Raw genomic sequence first — 14,930 nt, 5'->3', positions numbered from 1 at the left:
CAAAATTATAGCCCCAATGATGTTATCTAAAAAAATTATTACAATGAAAAAGTTTATTTTATCCTTAGTACTCATGGCTGTAACAACAAGTTACAGCCAAGAGTTAAACCTACCAGTGTTTACGCAGTATTTAGCTGATAACCCTTTTATTCTTTCTCCTTCTTACGCTGGTATTGGAGATAATCTCCGTATTAGAGCCAATGGTTTAACGCAGTGGGTCGGAATTAAAGATGCGCCAGATAACCAATCATTGTATGCAGATTTTCGTGTTTTAGATCGTTCAGGAGTTGGTATATCATTGTATAATGACAGCAATGGTAACACTAGGCAAACGGGAGCTAAAGTTTCTTTTGCGCACCACTTGATTTTAGATTATCGTACAGAACAGTATTTGTCTTTTGGTATTTCATACAACTTTAATAGTTTCCGTATTGAAACTGGAAATTTTAATGATGGAAGCAATGGAAACCCACCAATTGGAGGACAGCAGCCTACAGATAATCGCTATAGCGGAAATAATAACTTTGATATTAGTGCACTATATCGTAACAGAGGATTTTATTTTAGTTTCAATGCCAATAACGTATTGAAAAAGAATATCAGTCTTGAAAGAGTAAACGAACCAGATCTTTTATCTAACTTTCAGATATATTCTGGATTCACTTTCAAAGATGCTGAAAACAGACGTATAGAATACGAACCATCGGTTTTTCTTCAATATTTTTCAAGTGACCAGCGTTCTACAACCGACTTTAACTTCAAATATAGACGTTACAATCGTTACGAAGATTACTATTGGATTGGAGTTTCTTACCGTTTCTTAAACGACCAGTTCCCAAAACCATTAGCAATGGGACCAATGGCTGGTTTTATGAAATCTAAATTCTATTTTGCATACTCTTATCAGTTAATGTTTAATGGTCTTGGATCTTATAACTCAGGAACACATTCAATCACGATCGGATTCGATTTCTTACAATCTATCAGTAACTGTCCTTGTACACAAAGTCCTGTTCACGATTAGGCAAGTAATTTTTATCATCTTTAAGAATTATTTTGTTTGTTTTCATAATTTACAACGTTTTCGTTTTTATTATTGGATTATTTTTGCTTTTTTGAAATTTAGAGTACTGTAAAAGTTCTATATTTGTTATTCTTTCAAAAAATTAAAAAAATTAGCAGATGAAAACTTTAAACGATTTCGATTTTAAAAATAAAAAAGCAATTATCCGTGTTGACTTCAACGTGCCGTTGGATGAGAATTTTAATGTAACAGATACAACACGTATTGAAGCGGCAAAGCCAACAATTGATACTATTTTAGCACAAGGTGGAAGTGTAATTTTAATGTCACACCTTGGAAGACCAAAAGGAGCAGAAGAGAAATACTCTCTAAAACATATCTTAAAAACAGCTTCTGAAATTTTAGGAGTTCAAGTAAAATTTGCTGAAAACTGTGTTGGTGAACCGGCTCAAACAGCAGCAAAAGATTTAAAACCAGGCGAAGTTCTTTTATTAGAAAATTTACGTTTCCACGCAGAAGAAGAAGCTGGAGATGTAGCTTTCGCTAAAGAATTAGCTTCACTTGGAGACATCTATGTAAACGATGCATTTGGTACTGCTCACAGAGCACACGCATCAACTACTATTATTGCAGAATTTTTTCCAAACGATAAAACTTTTGGAACATTATTGGCAAAAGAAATTGACAGTTTAAATAAAGTTCTTAAAAACAGTGAAAAACCTGTAACTGCTGTTCTTGGAGGTTCTAAAGTTTCTTCTAAAATTACCGTTATCGAAAATATCTTAGATAAAGTAGATCACATGATTATTGGAGGAGGTATGACTTTTACTTTCATTAAAGCTCAAGGCGGAAAAATCGGTGAGTCTATCTGTGAAGATGATAAATTAGATTTAGCACTTGAAATTTTAAGATTAGCAAAAGAAAAAGGAGTTCAGGTACATATTCCTGTTGATGTTATTGCTGCAGACGATTTCTCAAATAATGCAAACACTCAGGTTGTAGATGTAACTGCAATTCCTGATGGATGGCAAGGTTTAGATGCAGGTCCAAAATCTCTAGAGAACTTCAAAAAAGTAATTTTAGAGTCTAAAACAATTCTTTGGAATGGTCCATTGGGAGTTTTTGAAATGGAAACTTTCTCTAAAGGAACAATTGCATTAGGAGATTATATCGCAGAAGCTACAGCAAATGGAGCATTTTCATTAGTGGGTGGCGGTGATTCTGTTGCAGCAGTAAAACAGTTCGGATTTGAAGATAAAATGAGCTATGTTTCTACTGGTGGTGGGGCAATGCTTGAAATGTTAGAAGGAAGAATTTTACCTGGAATTGCAGCGATTTTAGACTAAAATATCACAATTAACATTTTTTTAAACACTTTTCTTCGATAAAGGGCTTAAGTTTGCAAAAATACAACTCTAGTAATTGTTTGAATTACAGAATTTTAAAAAAATGTTATATGATTGTAAAAAAATTATCATTAGTGGTTTCTGTTTTCTTTACGTTGGCTGTCTCTGCACAGGAAACGGCAAAGACAAACGTAGAACTGAGGCCAGAGGTTAAGCTTTCATATTTAGATTCTATTAAAAGCACATTCAAAAAAGACAATCTGGCTACAAAAGTGGATAGTCTTTGGATGAACGAGTTAGTGAGTCTGGATATTTATGATGATCTAACCAAAGACATTCAAACCATTAACAAAGATGTTACTGTTGATGAAGAACTCCCAACCGAACTGCTAAAACAGCGTTTGGCGGCGATGAATCAGAAATCACCTTTTGAAATTCAATACAATCAAGGTTTAGAAAATATAATAAAGTCATTTCTTAAGAACCGGAAAAAATCGTTTTCTCGATTAATGGCTTTATCAGAATATTATTTCCCAATCTTCGAGGATGCTTTTGCTAAGCAAAACGTTCCTTTGGAAATAAAATATTTAGCCGTTGTAGAATCTGCTTTAAACCCTAAAGCAGTTTCTAAAATGGGCGCTACGGGACTTTGGCAGTTTATGTACGGAACCGGAAAACAATATGCTCTAAAAATCGATTCTTATATCGATGAAAGAAGCGACCCTCTTAAAGCTACAGCCGCAGCTTCAGAATACATGACCAAAATGTTTAATATTTTTGGAGACTGGGAACTGGTTTTAGCTTCTTACAATTCAGGACCAGGAAATGTTACCAAAGCAATTCGTCGCTCTGGCGGAAAAACAAAATATTGGGACATTCGCAATTATCTTCCAAAAGAAACTCAAGGTTATGTTCCTGCTTTCTTAGCAACAATGTACCTTTTCGAATACCACAAAGAACACGGAATCAATCCAGAAAGAGCAGTGGTTAAAAACTTTGAAACGGATACGGTTTGTGTAAAAAATCAAATGTCCTTCAAACAGCTAGCAGATTTATTAGACATGCCACAATCGCAAATTCAGCTTTTAAATCCATCATACAAAATGGGAGTTGTTCCATTTTATCAAGGAGAGCAGCACTTCATCCGTCTTCCAAAAGACAAAGTAGCTACTTTTGTTTCAAACGAAGATCAGATTTATGCTTATGTGAAATATGATGCCGAAATGAAATCTTCTAATTCAAGATTGGCGGTAAAGTATGCTCCTAAAGCGAAACCGGCAGCTAAAGCAATTCTTAAACCAACAGAAACGGATAATGCCGACTTTGAATTCTATAAAGTTAAAAAAGGAGATAACTTAGGAGCAATCGCTTCTAAATATAATGTAAGTATTAGCGAAATTAAAAAATGGAATAATATAAAAACAAATGCCGTAGCAATTGGCAGAAGTTTGAAAATTAAATCTGAAGAACCTTCATCTTCAGCTATTAAGGCAAATGCAGTTGTAGATAAAAAAGAAGAAGCAATCGCATCTGCTGATGAAAAAGAGAAATCAACAGCTGTCGATATGGACTATGTTGTTGTTGCTGGAGATAATTTAGGTAGCATTGCAAAGAAATTCGGTACGACTATTGCGGAGTTAAAAGAACTTAACAATTTAACTTCAAATAACATTGGTTTAGGAAAAACACTTATTATTTCTAAAGCAGCAATAGTTATAGAAGAGCCGACTTCAACAGCAATTGCATCAAACTCGGTTGATACATTCAAGAAAAAAGCGCCTTCTAAAAACGTTAGTGAAGATTATTACGTTAAGAAAGGAGATTCTTTATATAGCATTTCTAAAAAATATCCTGGAGTGACAATTTCAGATATTAAAAAATGGAATGGTATTAAAGATGAAGATATTAAACCGGGAATGAAACTTAAAATAAACGGATAATAGAAAAATCTTATTAAATTTGGGTTTTATTTCATAAATTAAAAAAATGAATAAAACCCATTTTTTATTGCTATTAATTCCATTTTTCCTGACTGCTTGTTTCAAGACTGAAAAACAGAATGAAACAGTTTCTGGAAAAACCAATACTATTTCTGTCATAATAGACGACCAGTTATGGTATGGTGAAGTGGGCGATAGTATCAGAAATAAATTTGCTTCACCGGTTCTTGGACTTACTCAAGAAGAACCTCTTTTTACCATTAATCAATATCCGGCCAGATTGCTTGAAGGTTTTGTTACAGACAGCCGAAGCATTATTGTGGTTAAGAAAGCGACAGCCGATAAATTCGAAATCATTCGAAGTAAAAACCTTCCGCACAATACTTTTCGCATTTACGGAAAATCGGTAGACGATATTATCTGCAGTCTTGAATTGAATTCTCCGCAAATAATAAAAATCATTCACGATTCCGAAATTCAGAAAATACAAGAAGATAACAGTGCTTCACTGCTGAATAAAGCCATTATAAAAAACAAGTTCCATATCAATATTCAGATTCCAACAGGATATGAATATATGCTGCATAAAAAGAATTTTATTTGGCTTAAAAAAGAAATCATTAGTGGCAACACGAGTTTATTAATTTACCAAATTCCGCTTCACAATTTCAAAAAGAAAAAAGATGTCGTAAACGCAATCGTCAAAATGCGCGACTCAATTGGTAAATACATTCAAGGACGTGAACCCAATACACAAATGATTACCAGCGATGCCTACGCACCGTATTTCTCCAAAGTATCACTAGACAATAGAGAAGCCTTTGAAACTAAAGGAACTTGGGAACTGAAAAACGATTTCATGACAGGACCATTTATCAATTACGCCATATTAGATCCAACTTTTAATCGCGTTTTGGTTATAGAAGGATTCTCTTATTCACCATCACATCAAGAACGTGACTTAATGCTAAATCTTGAAGCTATTATAAAAACATTCAGAATCGATAAACGATAGGGTTTTTTGTTTCAAGTTTGAAGTTTGAGGTTTCAAGTTAACGTTGCGTAATAAATCTGCATTGCTTTGAGGACTTTGCCTTCTTTAAAAATATCCTCAGCGTACTTTGCGAAAAATCCTTTGCGAACTCTGTGGTTAAATCCACAAAGCGGGATTTTGTTTCAAGTTTCAGGTTTGAAGTTATTACAGTTCCACGGTTACATATGCGCATTTCTCTGAGGACTTTGTCTTCTTAAAATATACTCACTGTGCTTTGCGAAAATCCTTTGCGACTCTGCGTTAGAACAGACAAAGCAATCAACTTCAAACCTGAAACCTGAAACAAAATAGAACAACCAAAAATTTTTCGTAATTTTATTCATAACAAACATAAAAACAATTAGTTATGAAAAAATTAACCACAACCTTAGCAATAATAGCCTTGTGTTTTGTTTCATGTAAAAAAGAAGCAAAAACAGAGACTGCTACCGCAAAAGACTCTCTTGCTGTTAAAACGGAAGAACCGCTTATTGAAGAACCATTAGATTCTGCAGCTCAAATGAAAGCTTGGGCGGCGTATGCAGCTCCAAGTGAAGCGCATAAATTAATGGCCGACGAAGTTGGAACATGGAACTGCGATATGACATTCTGGTCTGAACCAAACGGGAAACCAGAAAAATCTACGACCACAGCAGAAATAAAAATGATTTTGGGAGGACGCTATCAAGAAGCAGTTTATAAAGGAACGATGATGGGACAGCCTTTTGAAGGGAAAAGCACTTTGGCCTACAATAATGCAAGTCAAGAATATACCACAACCTTTATCGATAATATGGGTACTGGAATGATGGTTGCTATGGGAAAATATAACGAAGCGGCAAAGAGTATGGAATTCAAAGGAGAAATGGTAAATCCTGTCAACGGCGAGAAAACGCCATATCGCGAAGTTTACACAATTGTTGACCCGAAAACGAGAAAATTGGAAATGTTTGATGTAAAAAACGGATCAGAATATAAAAGCATGGAAATCGTAATGACGAAAAAATAGTTTTTTCTAAGGGACAAAGTTACAAAGTGACAGAGGCACAAAGTTTTATTCTAACGAAATAAATTTTGTGTCTTTTCGATTTTTATAAGAAACTTTAGCGGAGCAAAAAAAATATATAACTTCGCGTTTTTGCGCCGTCGTGGCAAAACATAAAGTAAGAATGGAATTAAAATGGAAAATAAAGCCTTTTGAGGCATTAACTGTTTACGAGTTATACGATTTGCTCAGATTGCGAAGCGAGATCTTTGTAGTCGAGCAAAATTGCGTTTATTTAGACCTTGACAATAAAGACAAGAAAGCATTGCACTTGATAGGAGAGTTTGAAGGTAAAATTGTAGCCTATTCGCGTTTATTTGATGCTGGAATTAGTTTTGATAATGCTTCTATAGGAAGAGTTGTCGTAGACGCAAATTATCGTGATCGCAAATGGGGACACGAATTAATGCGTGAAGCAATTGCTCAAATCAAATCCAATTTTGGAAAAGATAAAATAACCATAGGTGCACAATTGTATTTGAAGAAATTCTACGAAAGCCACGGTTTTGTCCAAACCAGCGAAATGTATTTAGAAGACGATATTCCGCATATACAAATGGTTAGGGAGTAATCATTACATTTCTATCTTAAAAAAATAATTATATAGCGACTGAAATATTTAGTCGTTTTTTTTGTTGGTTCTTTTTATCAGTTTGATTTCTTTCTTTAATAAAGAGTTTTGCTCTTTTAATAATTCTATTTTATTTTCTAAAGAGATAATTAAGGTGTCTGTATTTGAATAATTTATGTCTTTTCTTTCAATACCTAAGAGGACAATAACATCCACACCCAATGCTTTAGCTATATTATTTAAAGTTTTGATGTCAATTTTACATCTATTATTTTCAATTTTAGAATATGTCGATTGGCTTATTCCTATTTTCTCAAATATTTCCTCTGCTTTTATATCTTTTTCTCTTCTGCACTTTCTAATGTTTTCTCCTATATTCATAAATAATAATTAAATTATTCACAAATATATAAGAAAATTCACACATTTAAAACAATATTCCTTTAAAGAATTATTTATTCTAATTATGCTCTGTGCTTATTAAAATAAAATACACAAATTTGAAACATAAAATTATTCTTACTTTAATACAGGGTTAACTGCAGTAACAATGTCTAAGTAACGATTAAATTTTTATTAATCAATTAAAACAAGCAAAATGAGTAAATTAAGTTTAGACGCTCTAAAAGAAAGAGCGGAAGCAAAAGCTTCAGAAGAATTGTTAAATGAAATTAAAGGTGGAAATGCAAATGGCTGTCACAGTACGTTAGAGCAAGCCGCAGAAGCAATCGGGACTTATCTTTTCGAAACTGGTTTCGGACGTTAGTAATTAAACCTATGAAGTTGTTATTAACTTTTTAATAGTTTTAACTTCTTCATAGGTTAAATTTTTATTTAAATGTTCAAAATCTTTAAAAGTGATATAAAAGATATATTAGTATGCCCTCGCAATATTGTATATGTCGGTTTCTTTAGAAAATCATTATTTTATTATTTTATTGCCTTTACATTAATGTTAATTCTTTTTTCGTTTTTTATTGGAATTCTAGTGCATGAATTTTCTAATAAATCTGAAGTTGTTATACCAAAAAACATTACTTTTTTTAAGGTAGCTATTATATCTCCAATTATGGAAGAAATTTTGTTCAGATTATTAATTATAAAAAACAAGTACAATCTAGTCTTATTTTCTGTCTTTTTCTTGATTTCATTTCTATATGAGAAATTTGTTTTATCAACCGTATTATATTATGTATTTAATATTTCTTTTTTACTGCTTTTTGTTTCTAAAAAGTTTAATTATAAACTAAATATTTCGGATGATAAAAGCTTAATGTTACCAATTATTTATTTTTCATGTTTGCTTTTTGGAGTATTTCATTTGTCAAATTTTAATAATTTAAATACGTTAAATATTGTAATAGTATTATATATATTTTCTAAAATCATTTCGGGCTTTATTTTTTCTTTGCTGAGATTAAAATTTGGAATTGCTGCATCTATCGCTCTACATATTTTCTTAAATTCATTTTCCTATATATTAATTTCCTAATTATCTGTTTTATAGCAATATATTAATTTAAATTTAATCGGTAATAATAAGTACAATTAAAAATTATTCAAAAATGAGGGATATCAAGGCTTGCCAAACAGAAATGATAAATACTATCAAATTGCTTATTTATAAAGAAAATCCAGATTTATTAGAAAGAATCGATTTTGATGACGATAATTTATTTCTAGAACCACTATTGTTCTTTTATTTTAATCATAAAATTGAAAATTATTTCTCTAATGAACTTTTAGTAGAAATCATGCAAGGTTATTTTCTGGACAAACAAGATTTGGAGATTAATCATTCTTTTAGTAGCACTAGTAGTATTGCTTACCTTCCAAAATTAGGATATTTTAATAAAGAAGAACCCATTCCTTTTGATAAGATACAAATGATAGAGAATACTAATATTGAAGTGTTTATACATCCAGTTGATTTACTTCAAAATATTTTTAAAAATATTTCTGGAAATATACTAGATTATAGTCAGATAGATTGTAGTAATAAGTTGTTCAATAAAAATATTAATTATTTAACAAATGCACTTTCTCTAATTAAGGAAAACTCAAAGGAACATTTTAATCTAATTGAACTTTGTTGTCAAAAAATACTAATTTTTAAGACGGATACTAACAATACCAATTCTTTTGCATCAATAAATGCTCATGGTATAGTTTTTTTAAATGTCTACCAAGATGATTATGATGAAGTCTTTTTTGTTGATGATATTGCCCATCAAACCGGGCATATTATTTTAACAACATTATTCTATAACAGAAAGGCTATTTTTAAAATTAATGAAGAACAAAATGTAGAAGATATCATAAAATTAAAAGATCATAGAACAGTTTATATACTTTTTCATGCACTTTATACATATTATGCGACATTTTTATGCTTAGATGATTGTCTAAAAAATAATAAATTCAAAGAAAAACAAAGAAAAGAAGCTATAGCAAGAATAGGTTTTTATTTAATTAAATGTTCTTTTGATTTGTCAAGACTTGAAGAAATAAATAAGTTTTATAATGGAAAAGAAAATGTGTTGACACTTGAAGGAATTGAGATTTATAATCTAATTAGAAAAAAGTATTTAGAAATTTCAAAAAAATGGCATATTACAACGAAATATTATAATTATAATAATCAGCCATACAACTTCACAATGAAAAATTTTGATCAATCAAATTTTAATTAATTATGATAAAAATAATTATTTCCCTTTTCTTATTAATGTTTTCGTGGTTAAACTATTCACAAGCAAAAAATCAAGAGATTATAATACAAGAATATGCAACTAATTGCGCTTTAAGATATAATTACAATTATCAAATGTCAGAATGGCAAAGCTGTTTAGATAATGGTCTTAAAAAAGACAGTACAGTTGCATATTTATGGCAACAAAAAGCTATGCCGTACTTTAAAGCTCGGAAGTATGAAATGGGGATGCAGTATATTAGTAAAGCTGTTCTATATAATTCAGAAGAGTGGCTGCCATATAGAGCTTTTATAAAGTGCATTTTTTCCAAAACATATGAAGAAGCTATTTTGGATTTCGAAGAGTGTATAAAAAAGTATGGAAATAACTACGTAATGGATCATACCTATAGTTTTTATATTGGTATATGTTACCTACAATTAAATAAGTTTGATAAAGCCGAAAAAGTATTAAAAGAGTATAACGATGATATTTTTTTGAATAGACAGCAGTTGGAGCATCCTACCGCTTTATTTTATTATGGAATTGCGAAATATGAATTAAAAAAATGGGATGAAGCAATTATATTATTTGATAAAGCATTAAAAATATATCCAAATTTTTCAGATGCTAAATATTATAAATCTATATGTATGGCTAGGTTAGGATTTTCATCAAAAGATAGTAATAATTTATTTAATGAAGCAAAAGAAGATGCAAAATTGGGATTTACAATAAATGAAGATAATACAATATATGAAATTTATCCTTATCAGGTAAGATGGAATTTTAAGTAGCAAATATTTATATATTTCTACATAAGGATTCAAGATTACAGAATTAAAATATAAAAGTTCGCTAAAAGTATAGATTATAAATGATAAAAAAGAAGTTTCCACATTTTAGACAATTAGATAATAAAGATTGTGGGCCCACCTGTTTGAGAATGGTTTCCAAATACTATGGTAAAAATTTTTCGCGAGAATTTTTAAGGGACAAAGCTAGTATTACCAAACAGGGTGTAACAATGGCAGGAATTGCAGAAGCAGCTGAAGCAATAGAAATGCGCACTCTCGGTATGCGAATTTCTTTAGAAAGTTTAGTAAACGAACTACCAACTCCTTTTATCGTGCCATGGAGACAAAAACATTTTGTTGTTATATATAAAATTACTAAATCAAAAATATATGTAGCTGATCCAGCTCAAGGGTTACTAATTTATTCTCAAAAAGATTTTAAATCAGCTTGGACTGATGTTTCGGATGAGACAGGCTATGTTTTAATATTAGAACCCAATGCTAAATTTTACGAGCAAGATGATGATAAAGAAAAAATGCAGGGATTTTCATTTATATATCCTTATTTTAGACCATATAAAAAATTAATCTATCAAGTTTTTATAGGTTTATTTATCGCTACTATTATCCAGTTTATTTTGCCTTTTTTAATGCAATCTGTAGTAGATATTGGTGTTAATAATAAAAATGTTTCGTTTATATATTTAATTCTTATTGCGCAGTTTGTTCTAATACTTTCGCAAACTCTAGTGACTATATTTAGAGAATGGATTTTGATACATATAACAAGTAGGTTTAATATCAAAATAATTTCAGATTTTTTATATAAAATGTTGAAATTGCCAGTAAATTATTTTGATACAAGAAATTCTGGAGAACACTTACAAAGAATTACAGATCACACACGCATACAAAATTTTGTTTCTTCTTCTAGTGTGAATATGATATTCTCAATAGTGACTTTTGTAATATTTAATGGAATTTTAATATATTATAATCTGATTATCTTTTTGGTATTTATAATAGGCTCTATTTTTTATATTAGTTGGACTTTCTTTTTTTTAAAAAAAAGAGCAGAATTAGATTTTAGGAGATTTGATCAACTATCACAAAATCAAACTTCACTAATTCAAATTATTAATGGTGTCAAAGAAATTAAGATTAACAATTCACAGCGGAAAAATCGTTGGAAATGGGAATATAATCAGATTAGTTTGTTTAAAACTTCCCTAAGCACATTAAAATTAGCACAATATCAAAATATTGGAGCTAATTTTATTAATGAACTAAAAAATATTATCATCACTTTTCTTTCTGCTAAGGCAGTGGTAGATGGTAATCTAACAATTGGTATGATGACGTCAATACAATTCATTGTAGGACAACTTAATTTGCCTTTGAGTAGTTTTGTTCTTTTTATACAATCATGGCAAGATGCAAAATTAAGTTTGGAGAGATTGTCACAAGTTCATTTAAAGGATGACGAGGATATAATTTCAGCTGGCAAAATAAAAGAACTGCCTAATGATAAAACTATAATTTTAAAAGATTTAACTTATAGATATGGTGGTAAAACTTCAGCAGTTGTTTTAAGAAACATTAATTGTACTATTCCTGAAGGAAAAACGACAGCCATTGTTGGTGCTAGTGGTAGTGGTAAAACTACTTTGATGAAACTATTATTGAAATTTTATGAACCGACCGAAGGAAGTATTAGTGTTGGAGCAGTAAATTTAATAGAGATAAACAATGATTTTTGGCGTTTAAATTGTGGAGCTGTCATGCAAGATACTTTTATTTTTAATGATACTATAGGTGGTAATATTTCTGAGTCAGAACAAAATGAAATTATAGACAGGAATAAATTAAATAACGCAGCATTTGTTTCAAATATCGAATCCTTTGTAGGGAGATTACCTAATAAATATAATACGGAATTAGGAACGTCAGGAATTCGTTTAAGTGGCGGACAGGAACAGCGAATTATGATTGCTCGAGCCGTATATAAAAACCCATTATATTTTTTGTTTGATGAAGCGACAAGTGCTCTTGATGCTAATAATGAAAAAATAATAATGAAAAATCTTAGAGAGTTTATTTATGGAAAAACTGCTATAATTGTTGCGCACAGATTAAGTACGGTAAAAAATGCAGATAATATAATTGTTCTTGAAAATGGAGAAATTGTAGAGCAGGGCAATCATAATGATTTAACTAAATTAAAAGGAAAATATTTTGAATTGGTTAAAAATCAATTAGAATTAGGAAGTTAAAATGGAAGAAATTAACAATAGTCTTAAAATTTATAGTGAAGAGGTAAGAGATGTTTTGTCTAGTCCCCCAAAGGCTATTCAAAAATGGGGCAATAGCATTTTATTATTATTTATTATAGTACTTTTTTTAATATCATGGTTTGTAAAATATCCTGATATTATAACATCCCAAGTTGTAATAACCACTAATATGCCACCTCAGAAAGTAGTTGTTAATATTTCAGGCAAAATTGATGCAATTCTAGTAAAAGATAAAGAGATTGTAAAACCAAATGCAGTTTTAGCTGTTTTAGAAAATTCTGCAAGATCACAAGATATTTTTTTATTAAAAAATATCTTGGACACAATAAATATTGAGAAAGTTAAGTTTCCGTTTGCAAAATTTAATTCTGCTCAATTAGGCGATGTTGAAAGCTCTTTTGCAAATTTTAGAAAAGAAAGTTTAGCGGACGAACTTAATTTAAGACTAAAACCCTATCGAGTTGAAGATATAGCTCAACGTTATGAAGCAAATCAACTACAGGAAAGACTAAGTTTGTTACAATCTCAAAAAGATATTAATCAAAATGAATTACTTCTTCAAAAAAATGATCTCGATCGTTATGAACTTTTATTTATAAAGGGAATATACTCTTCTCAAGAAGTAGAGAAACAACGATTAATTTATTTGCAAGCTCAAAAGGGTTACAACACTTTTTTAAGCACTATCTCTCAACTAAAATCTTCATTAAATGAATTAAGACGCAATAATCAAACTACACATATTAATGAAAGTAAAGAAGAAATCAATTTGGAAAACAACAAAATGCAGGCTTTTTTTCAATTAAAAAAAGCACTGAGAGATTGGGAACTTAATTATATTTTAAAATCTTCTATTAATGGAAAAATAAGTTTTTTACAAATCTGGTCTGAGAATCAATTTGTAGAAGTTGGTTCAGCAGTTTTTGCAATAGTTCCAATTTTAGAAAAAGATTATATAGGCAAATTGAAAGCGCCAGCATTAAATTCGGGTAAAATAAAAAAAGGTCAATTTGTCAATATAAGATTGACAAATTTTCCAGATAATCAGTTTGGTATGTTAACAGGAAAAGTCAATAATATTTCATTGACACCTGATAAAGACGGGAATTTATGGATTGATGTATTATTGCCTAAGAAGTTAGAAACATCATATCATAAAAGAATTCCGTTTAAACAAGAAATGTCGGGATCTGCAGAAATTGTTACAGAAGATTTGCGTTTAATCGAGAGATTATTATATCAATTTAGAGATATTTTTAAAAGATAACTAAACCTTAATAACGACAAATAAAATTTTTATACTTATTATTCTAAAGAAAATAAAAGAATAATCAAAAGCAAAAAACTTAGAATCTTAGTGACTCAGAACCTTAGTAGCTTAAATTAAATTTTGGTAATCACAAATTCCACCCGCCGATCGTAATTATCGCCTTTTCCTAAAGGATATTTATTGCCGCAGCCTATGTAGGTCATGCGGCTTTTGGACACTTTTTTGGAAATTAAATAGTAAAAAACAGTTTTTGCTCGGTTCCAAGAAAGTCTTCTTTCTTTCGTATCTCTATCAATTCCGTCGCTATAAATATCGGGTGTGCAGCAGACGTGCCCGCGTATTTCAAAATAGAGATTTCTGTGGTTTTGTAGTGTAATGGCAATTTTGTCTAGTTCTTTTTTGGAATTTGGAGTCAATTTAGCACTTCCAATATCAAATAAAATAGATTCCAGATAAACTTTATCGCCAACTTTTAAATCGTCTTTAAAAGAAGTAAAAATCCCTTTTCCGAAACTATTCTTTTTTACGACAATTAAGTCAACCCGCCGATTACGGAGACGCGTCTCGTACAGATTTTCTACCGTATCTGCTTTTACGACAACACGCCCTTTTCCTTCCAGAATAACGATTTTACTTTGATTGAATCCTCTTTCGATCAATAGATTCTGAATTGTATTAGCCCGATTATTAGACAATCTGAAGTTATACTCATCATTTCCGCGATCATCACAATAGCCATAAATCTGTATAGACTCTACTTTAGAAGTGTCTATGCTTTTTATAAAGTTAGAAACCACATCGATTTGCTTTTCTGTCAAATCATACCTGTCAAATTCAAAATAAATAGTTTCAACTGGTTTTTGCTGTGCGTTTGCTGTATAAAATGAAAAAAGAATCAGGGCTAGAGTTATCTTCAT

Annotated in this window: 14 protein-coding genes; 12 read left to right on the top strand and 2 right to left on the bottom strand. The window is 30.5% G+C overall.

Going from position 1 to position 14,930, the window contains the following annotated elements; genetic code table 11:
- Positions 1 to 43 precede the first annotated feature (43 nt).
- From J7574_RS02160 to J7574_RS02135, 6 genes are all read left to right on the top strand, one after another.
- Positions 44 to 1,024, top strand: a complete 981-nt coding sequence (locus tag J7574_RS02160; protein WP_290963560.1) for a type IX secretion system membrane protein PorP/SprF — start codon at positions 44 to 46, stop codon at positions 1,022 to 1,024.
- Between the two features lie 158 nt (positions 1,025 to 1,182).
- The gene (gene pgk / locus J7574_RS02155) at positions 1,183 to 2,370 is read left to right on the top strand and encodes a phosphoglycerate kinase (RefSeq protein ID WP_290963557.1); all 1,188 of its coding nucleotides are present in this window, start codon (positions 1,183 to 1,185) and stop codon (positions 2,368 to 2,370) included.
- A 110-nt stretch (positions 2,371 to 2,480) separates the two neighbouring features.
- Positions 2,481 to 4,310, top strand: coding sequence for a LysM peptidoglycan-binding domain-containing protein (locus tag J7574_RS02150; RefSeq protein ID WP_290963555.1), 1,830 nt, complete (start codon positions 2,481 to 2,483; stop codon positions 4,308 to 4,310).
- Between the two features lie 46 nt (positions 4,311 to 4,356).
- Complete coding sequence (locus J7574_RS02145; RefSeq protein ID WP_290963552.1) at positions 4,357 to 5,325, top strand: DUF4837 family protein; 969 nt, start codon at positions 4,357 to 4,359, stop codon at positions 5,323 to 5,325.
- Between the two features lie 385 nt (positions 5,326 to 5,710).
- Entirely contained in the window at positions 5,711 to 6,352 is a 642-nt protein-coding gene (locus J7574_RS02140; protein ID WP_290963549.1) for a DUF1579 domain-containing protein, read from the top strand.
- 160 nt (positions 6,353 to 6,512) lie between these two features.
- Positions 6,513 to 6,959, top strand: a complete 447-nt coding sequence (locus J7574_RS02135) for a GNAT family N-acetyltransferase (RefSeq protein WP_290963546.1) — start codon at positions 6,513 to 6,515, stop codon at positions 6,957 to 6,959.
- A 48-nt stretch (positions 6,960 to 7,007) separates the two neighbouring features.
- Here the strand turns inward: J7574_RS02135 and J7574_RS02130 are convergent, their stop codons facing one another.
- Positions 7,008 to 7,340, bottom strand: a complete 333-nt coding sequence (locus tag J7574_RS02130) for a helix-turn-helix transcriptional regulator (RefSeq protein ID WP_290963544.1) — start codon at positions 7,338 to 7,340, stop codon at positions 7,008 to 7,010.
- A gap of 217 nt (positions 7,341 to 7,557) precedes the next feature.
- On the opposite strand from J7574_RS02130, the gene J7574_RS02125 reads away from it, so the two are divergent.
- The 6 genes from J7574_RS02125 to J7574_RS02100 all read left to right on the top strand — a co-directional run bounded on the left by J7574_RS02125 (position 7,558) and on the right by J7574_RS02100 (position 14,010).
- Positions 7,558 to 7,725 carry a hypothetical protein gene (locus J7574_RS02125; RefSeq protein ID WP_290963541.1) on the top strand — a complete coding sequence of 56 codons (168 nt, stop codon included), beginning with the start codon at positions 7,558 to 7,560 and terminating at the stop codon, positions 7,723 to 7,725.
- 72 nt (positions 7,726 to 7,797) lie between these two features.
- Positions 7,798 to 8,451 carry a CPBP family glutamic-type intramembrane protease gene (locus J7574_RS02120; protein WP_290963501.1) on the top strand — a complete coding sequence of 218 codons (654 nt, stop codon included), beginning with the start codon at positions 7,798 to 7,800 and terminating at the stop codon, positions 8,449 to 8,451.
- A gap of 73 nt (positions 8,452 to 8,524) precedes the next feature.
- Positions 8,525 to 9,652: a hypothetical protein gene (locus J7574_RS02115; RefSeq protein ID WP_290963498.1), complete on the top strand. Its 1,128-nt coding sequence runs from the start codon at positions 8,525 to 8,527 to the stop codon at positions 9,650 to 9,652.
- A 2-nt stretch (positions 9,653 to 9,654) separates the two neighbouring features.
- Positions 9,655 to 10,449 carry a M48 family metallopeptidase gene (locus J7574_RS02110; RefSeq protein ID WP_290963495.1) on the top strand — a complete coding sequence of 265 codons (795 nt, stop codon included), beginning with the start codon at positions 9,655 to 9,657 and terminating at the stop codon, positions 10,447 to 10,449.
- A gap of 80 nt (positions 10,450 to 10,529) precedes the next feature.
- Positions 10,530 to 12,722 carry a peptidase domain-containing ABC transporter gene (locus J7574_RS02105; protein ID WP_290963492.1) on the top strand — a complete coding sequence of 731 codons (2,193 nt, stop codon included), beginning with the start codon at positions 10,530 to 10,532 and terminating at the stop codon, positions 12,720 to 12,722.
- 1 nt (position 12,723) lies between these two features.
- Positions 12,724 to 14,010 (top strand): HlyD family efflux transporter periplasmic adaptor subunit, encoded by a 1,287-nt coding sequence (locus tag J7574_RS02100; RefSeq protein WP_290963489.1) that lies wholly within the window; start codon positions 12,724 to 12,726, stop codon positions 14,008 to 14,010.
- A 116-nt stretch (positions 14,011 to 14,126) separates the two neighbouring features.
- On the opposite strand, the gene J7574_RS02095 is transcribed toward J7574_RS02100, so the two are convergent.
- The gene (locus J7574_RS02095) at positions 14,127 to 14,930 is read right to left on the bottom strand and encodes an OmpA family protein (RefSeq protein WP_290963486.1); all 804 of its coding nucleotides are present in this window, start codon (positions 14,928 to 14,930) and stop codon (positions 14,127 to 14,129) included.

This window comes from Flavobacterium sp. (genome assembly GCF_017744675.1).
In the GTDB taxonomy this organism is placed as follows: Bacteria; Bacteroidota; Bacteroidia; order Flavobacteriales; family Flavobacteriaceae; genus Flavobacterium.
This window is presented reverse-complemented; position numbering and strand designations above follow the sequence as displayed.

What these genes read in the sequence shown, in the direction of transcription:
- J7574_RS02160 (WP_290963560.1), top strand. Translation starts at nt 44, where the DNA reads ATGAAAAAGTTTATTTTATCCTTAGTACTCATGGCTGTAACAACAAGT.
- pgk (WP_290963557.1), top strand. Translation starts at nt 1,183, where the DNA reads ATGAAAACTTTAAACGATTTCGATTTTAAAAATAAAAAAGCAATTATC.
- J7574_RS02150 (WP_290963555.1), top strand. Translation starts at nt 2,481, where the DNA reads ATGATTGTAAAAAAATTATCATTAGTGGTTTCTGTTTTCTTTACGTTG.
- J7574_RS02145 (WP_290963552.1), top strand. Translation starts at nt 4,357, where the DNA reads ATGAATAAAACCCATTTTTTATTGCTATTAATTCCATTTTTCCTGACT.
- J7574_RS02140 (WP_290963549.1), top strand. Translation starts at nt 5,711, where the DNA reads ATGAAAAAATTAACCACAACCTTAGCAATAATAGCCTTGTGTTTTGTT.
- J7574_RS02135 (WP_290963546.1), top strand. Translation starts at nt 6,513, where the DNA reads ATGGAATTAAAATGGAAAATAAAGCCTTTTGAGGCATTAACTGTTTAC.
- J7574_RS02130 (WP_290963544.1), bottom strand. Translation starts at nt 7,340, where the DNA reads ATGAATATAGGAGAAAACATTAGAAAGTGCAGAAGAGAAAAAGATATA.
- J7574_RS02125 (WP_290963541.1), top strand. Translation starts at nt 7,558, where the DNA reads ATGAGTAAATTAAGTTTAGACGCTCTAAAAGAAAGAGCGGAAGCAAAA.
- J7574_RS02120 (WP_290963501.1), top strand. Translation starts at nt 7,798, where the DNA reads ATGTTCAAAATCTTTAAAAGTGATATAAAAGATATATTAGTATGCCCT.
- J7574_RS02115 (WP_290963498.1), top strand. Translation starts at nt 8,525, where the DNA reads ATGAGGGATATCAAGGCTTGCCAAACAGAAATGATAAATACTATCAAA.
- J7574_RS02110 (WP_290963495.1), top strand. Translation starts at nt 9,655, where the DNA reads ATGATAAAAATAATTATTTCCCTTTTCTTATTAATGTTTTCGTGGTTA.
- J7574_RS02105 (WP_290963492.1), top strand. Translation starts at nt 10,530, where the DNA reads ATGATAAAAAAGAAGTTTCCACATTTTAGACAATTAGATAATAAAGAT.
- J7574_RS02100 (WP_290963489.1), top strand. Translation starts at nt 12,724, where the DNA reads ATGGAAGAAATTAACAATAGTCTTAAAATTTATAGTGAAGAGGTAAGA.
- J7574_RS02095 (WP_290963486.1), bottom strand. Translation starts at nt 14,930, where the DNA reads ATGAAGATAACTCTAGCCCTGATTCTTTTTTCATTTTATACAGCAAAC.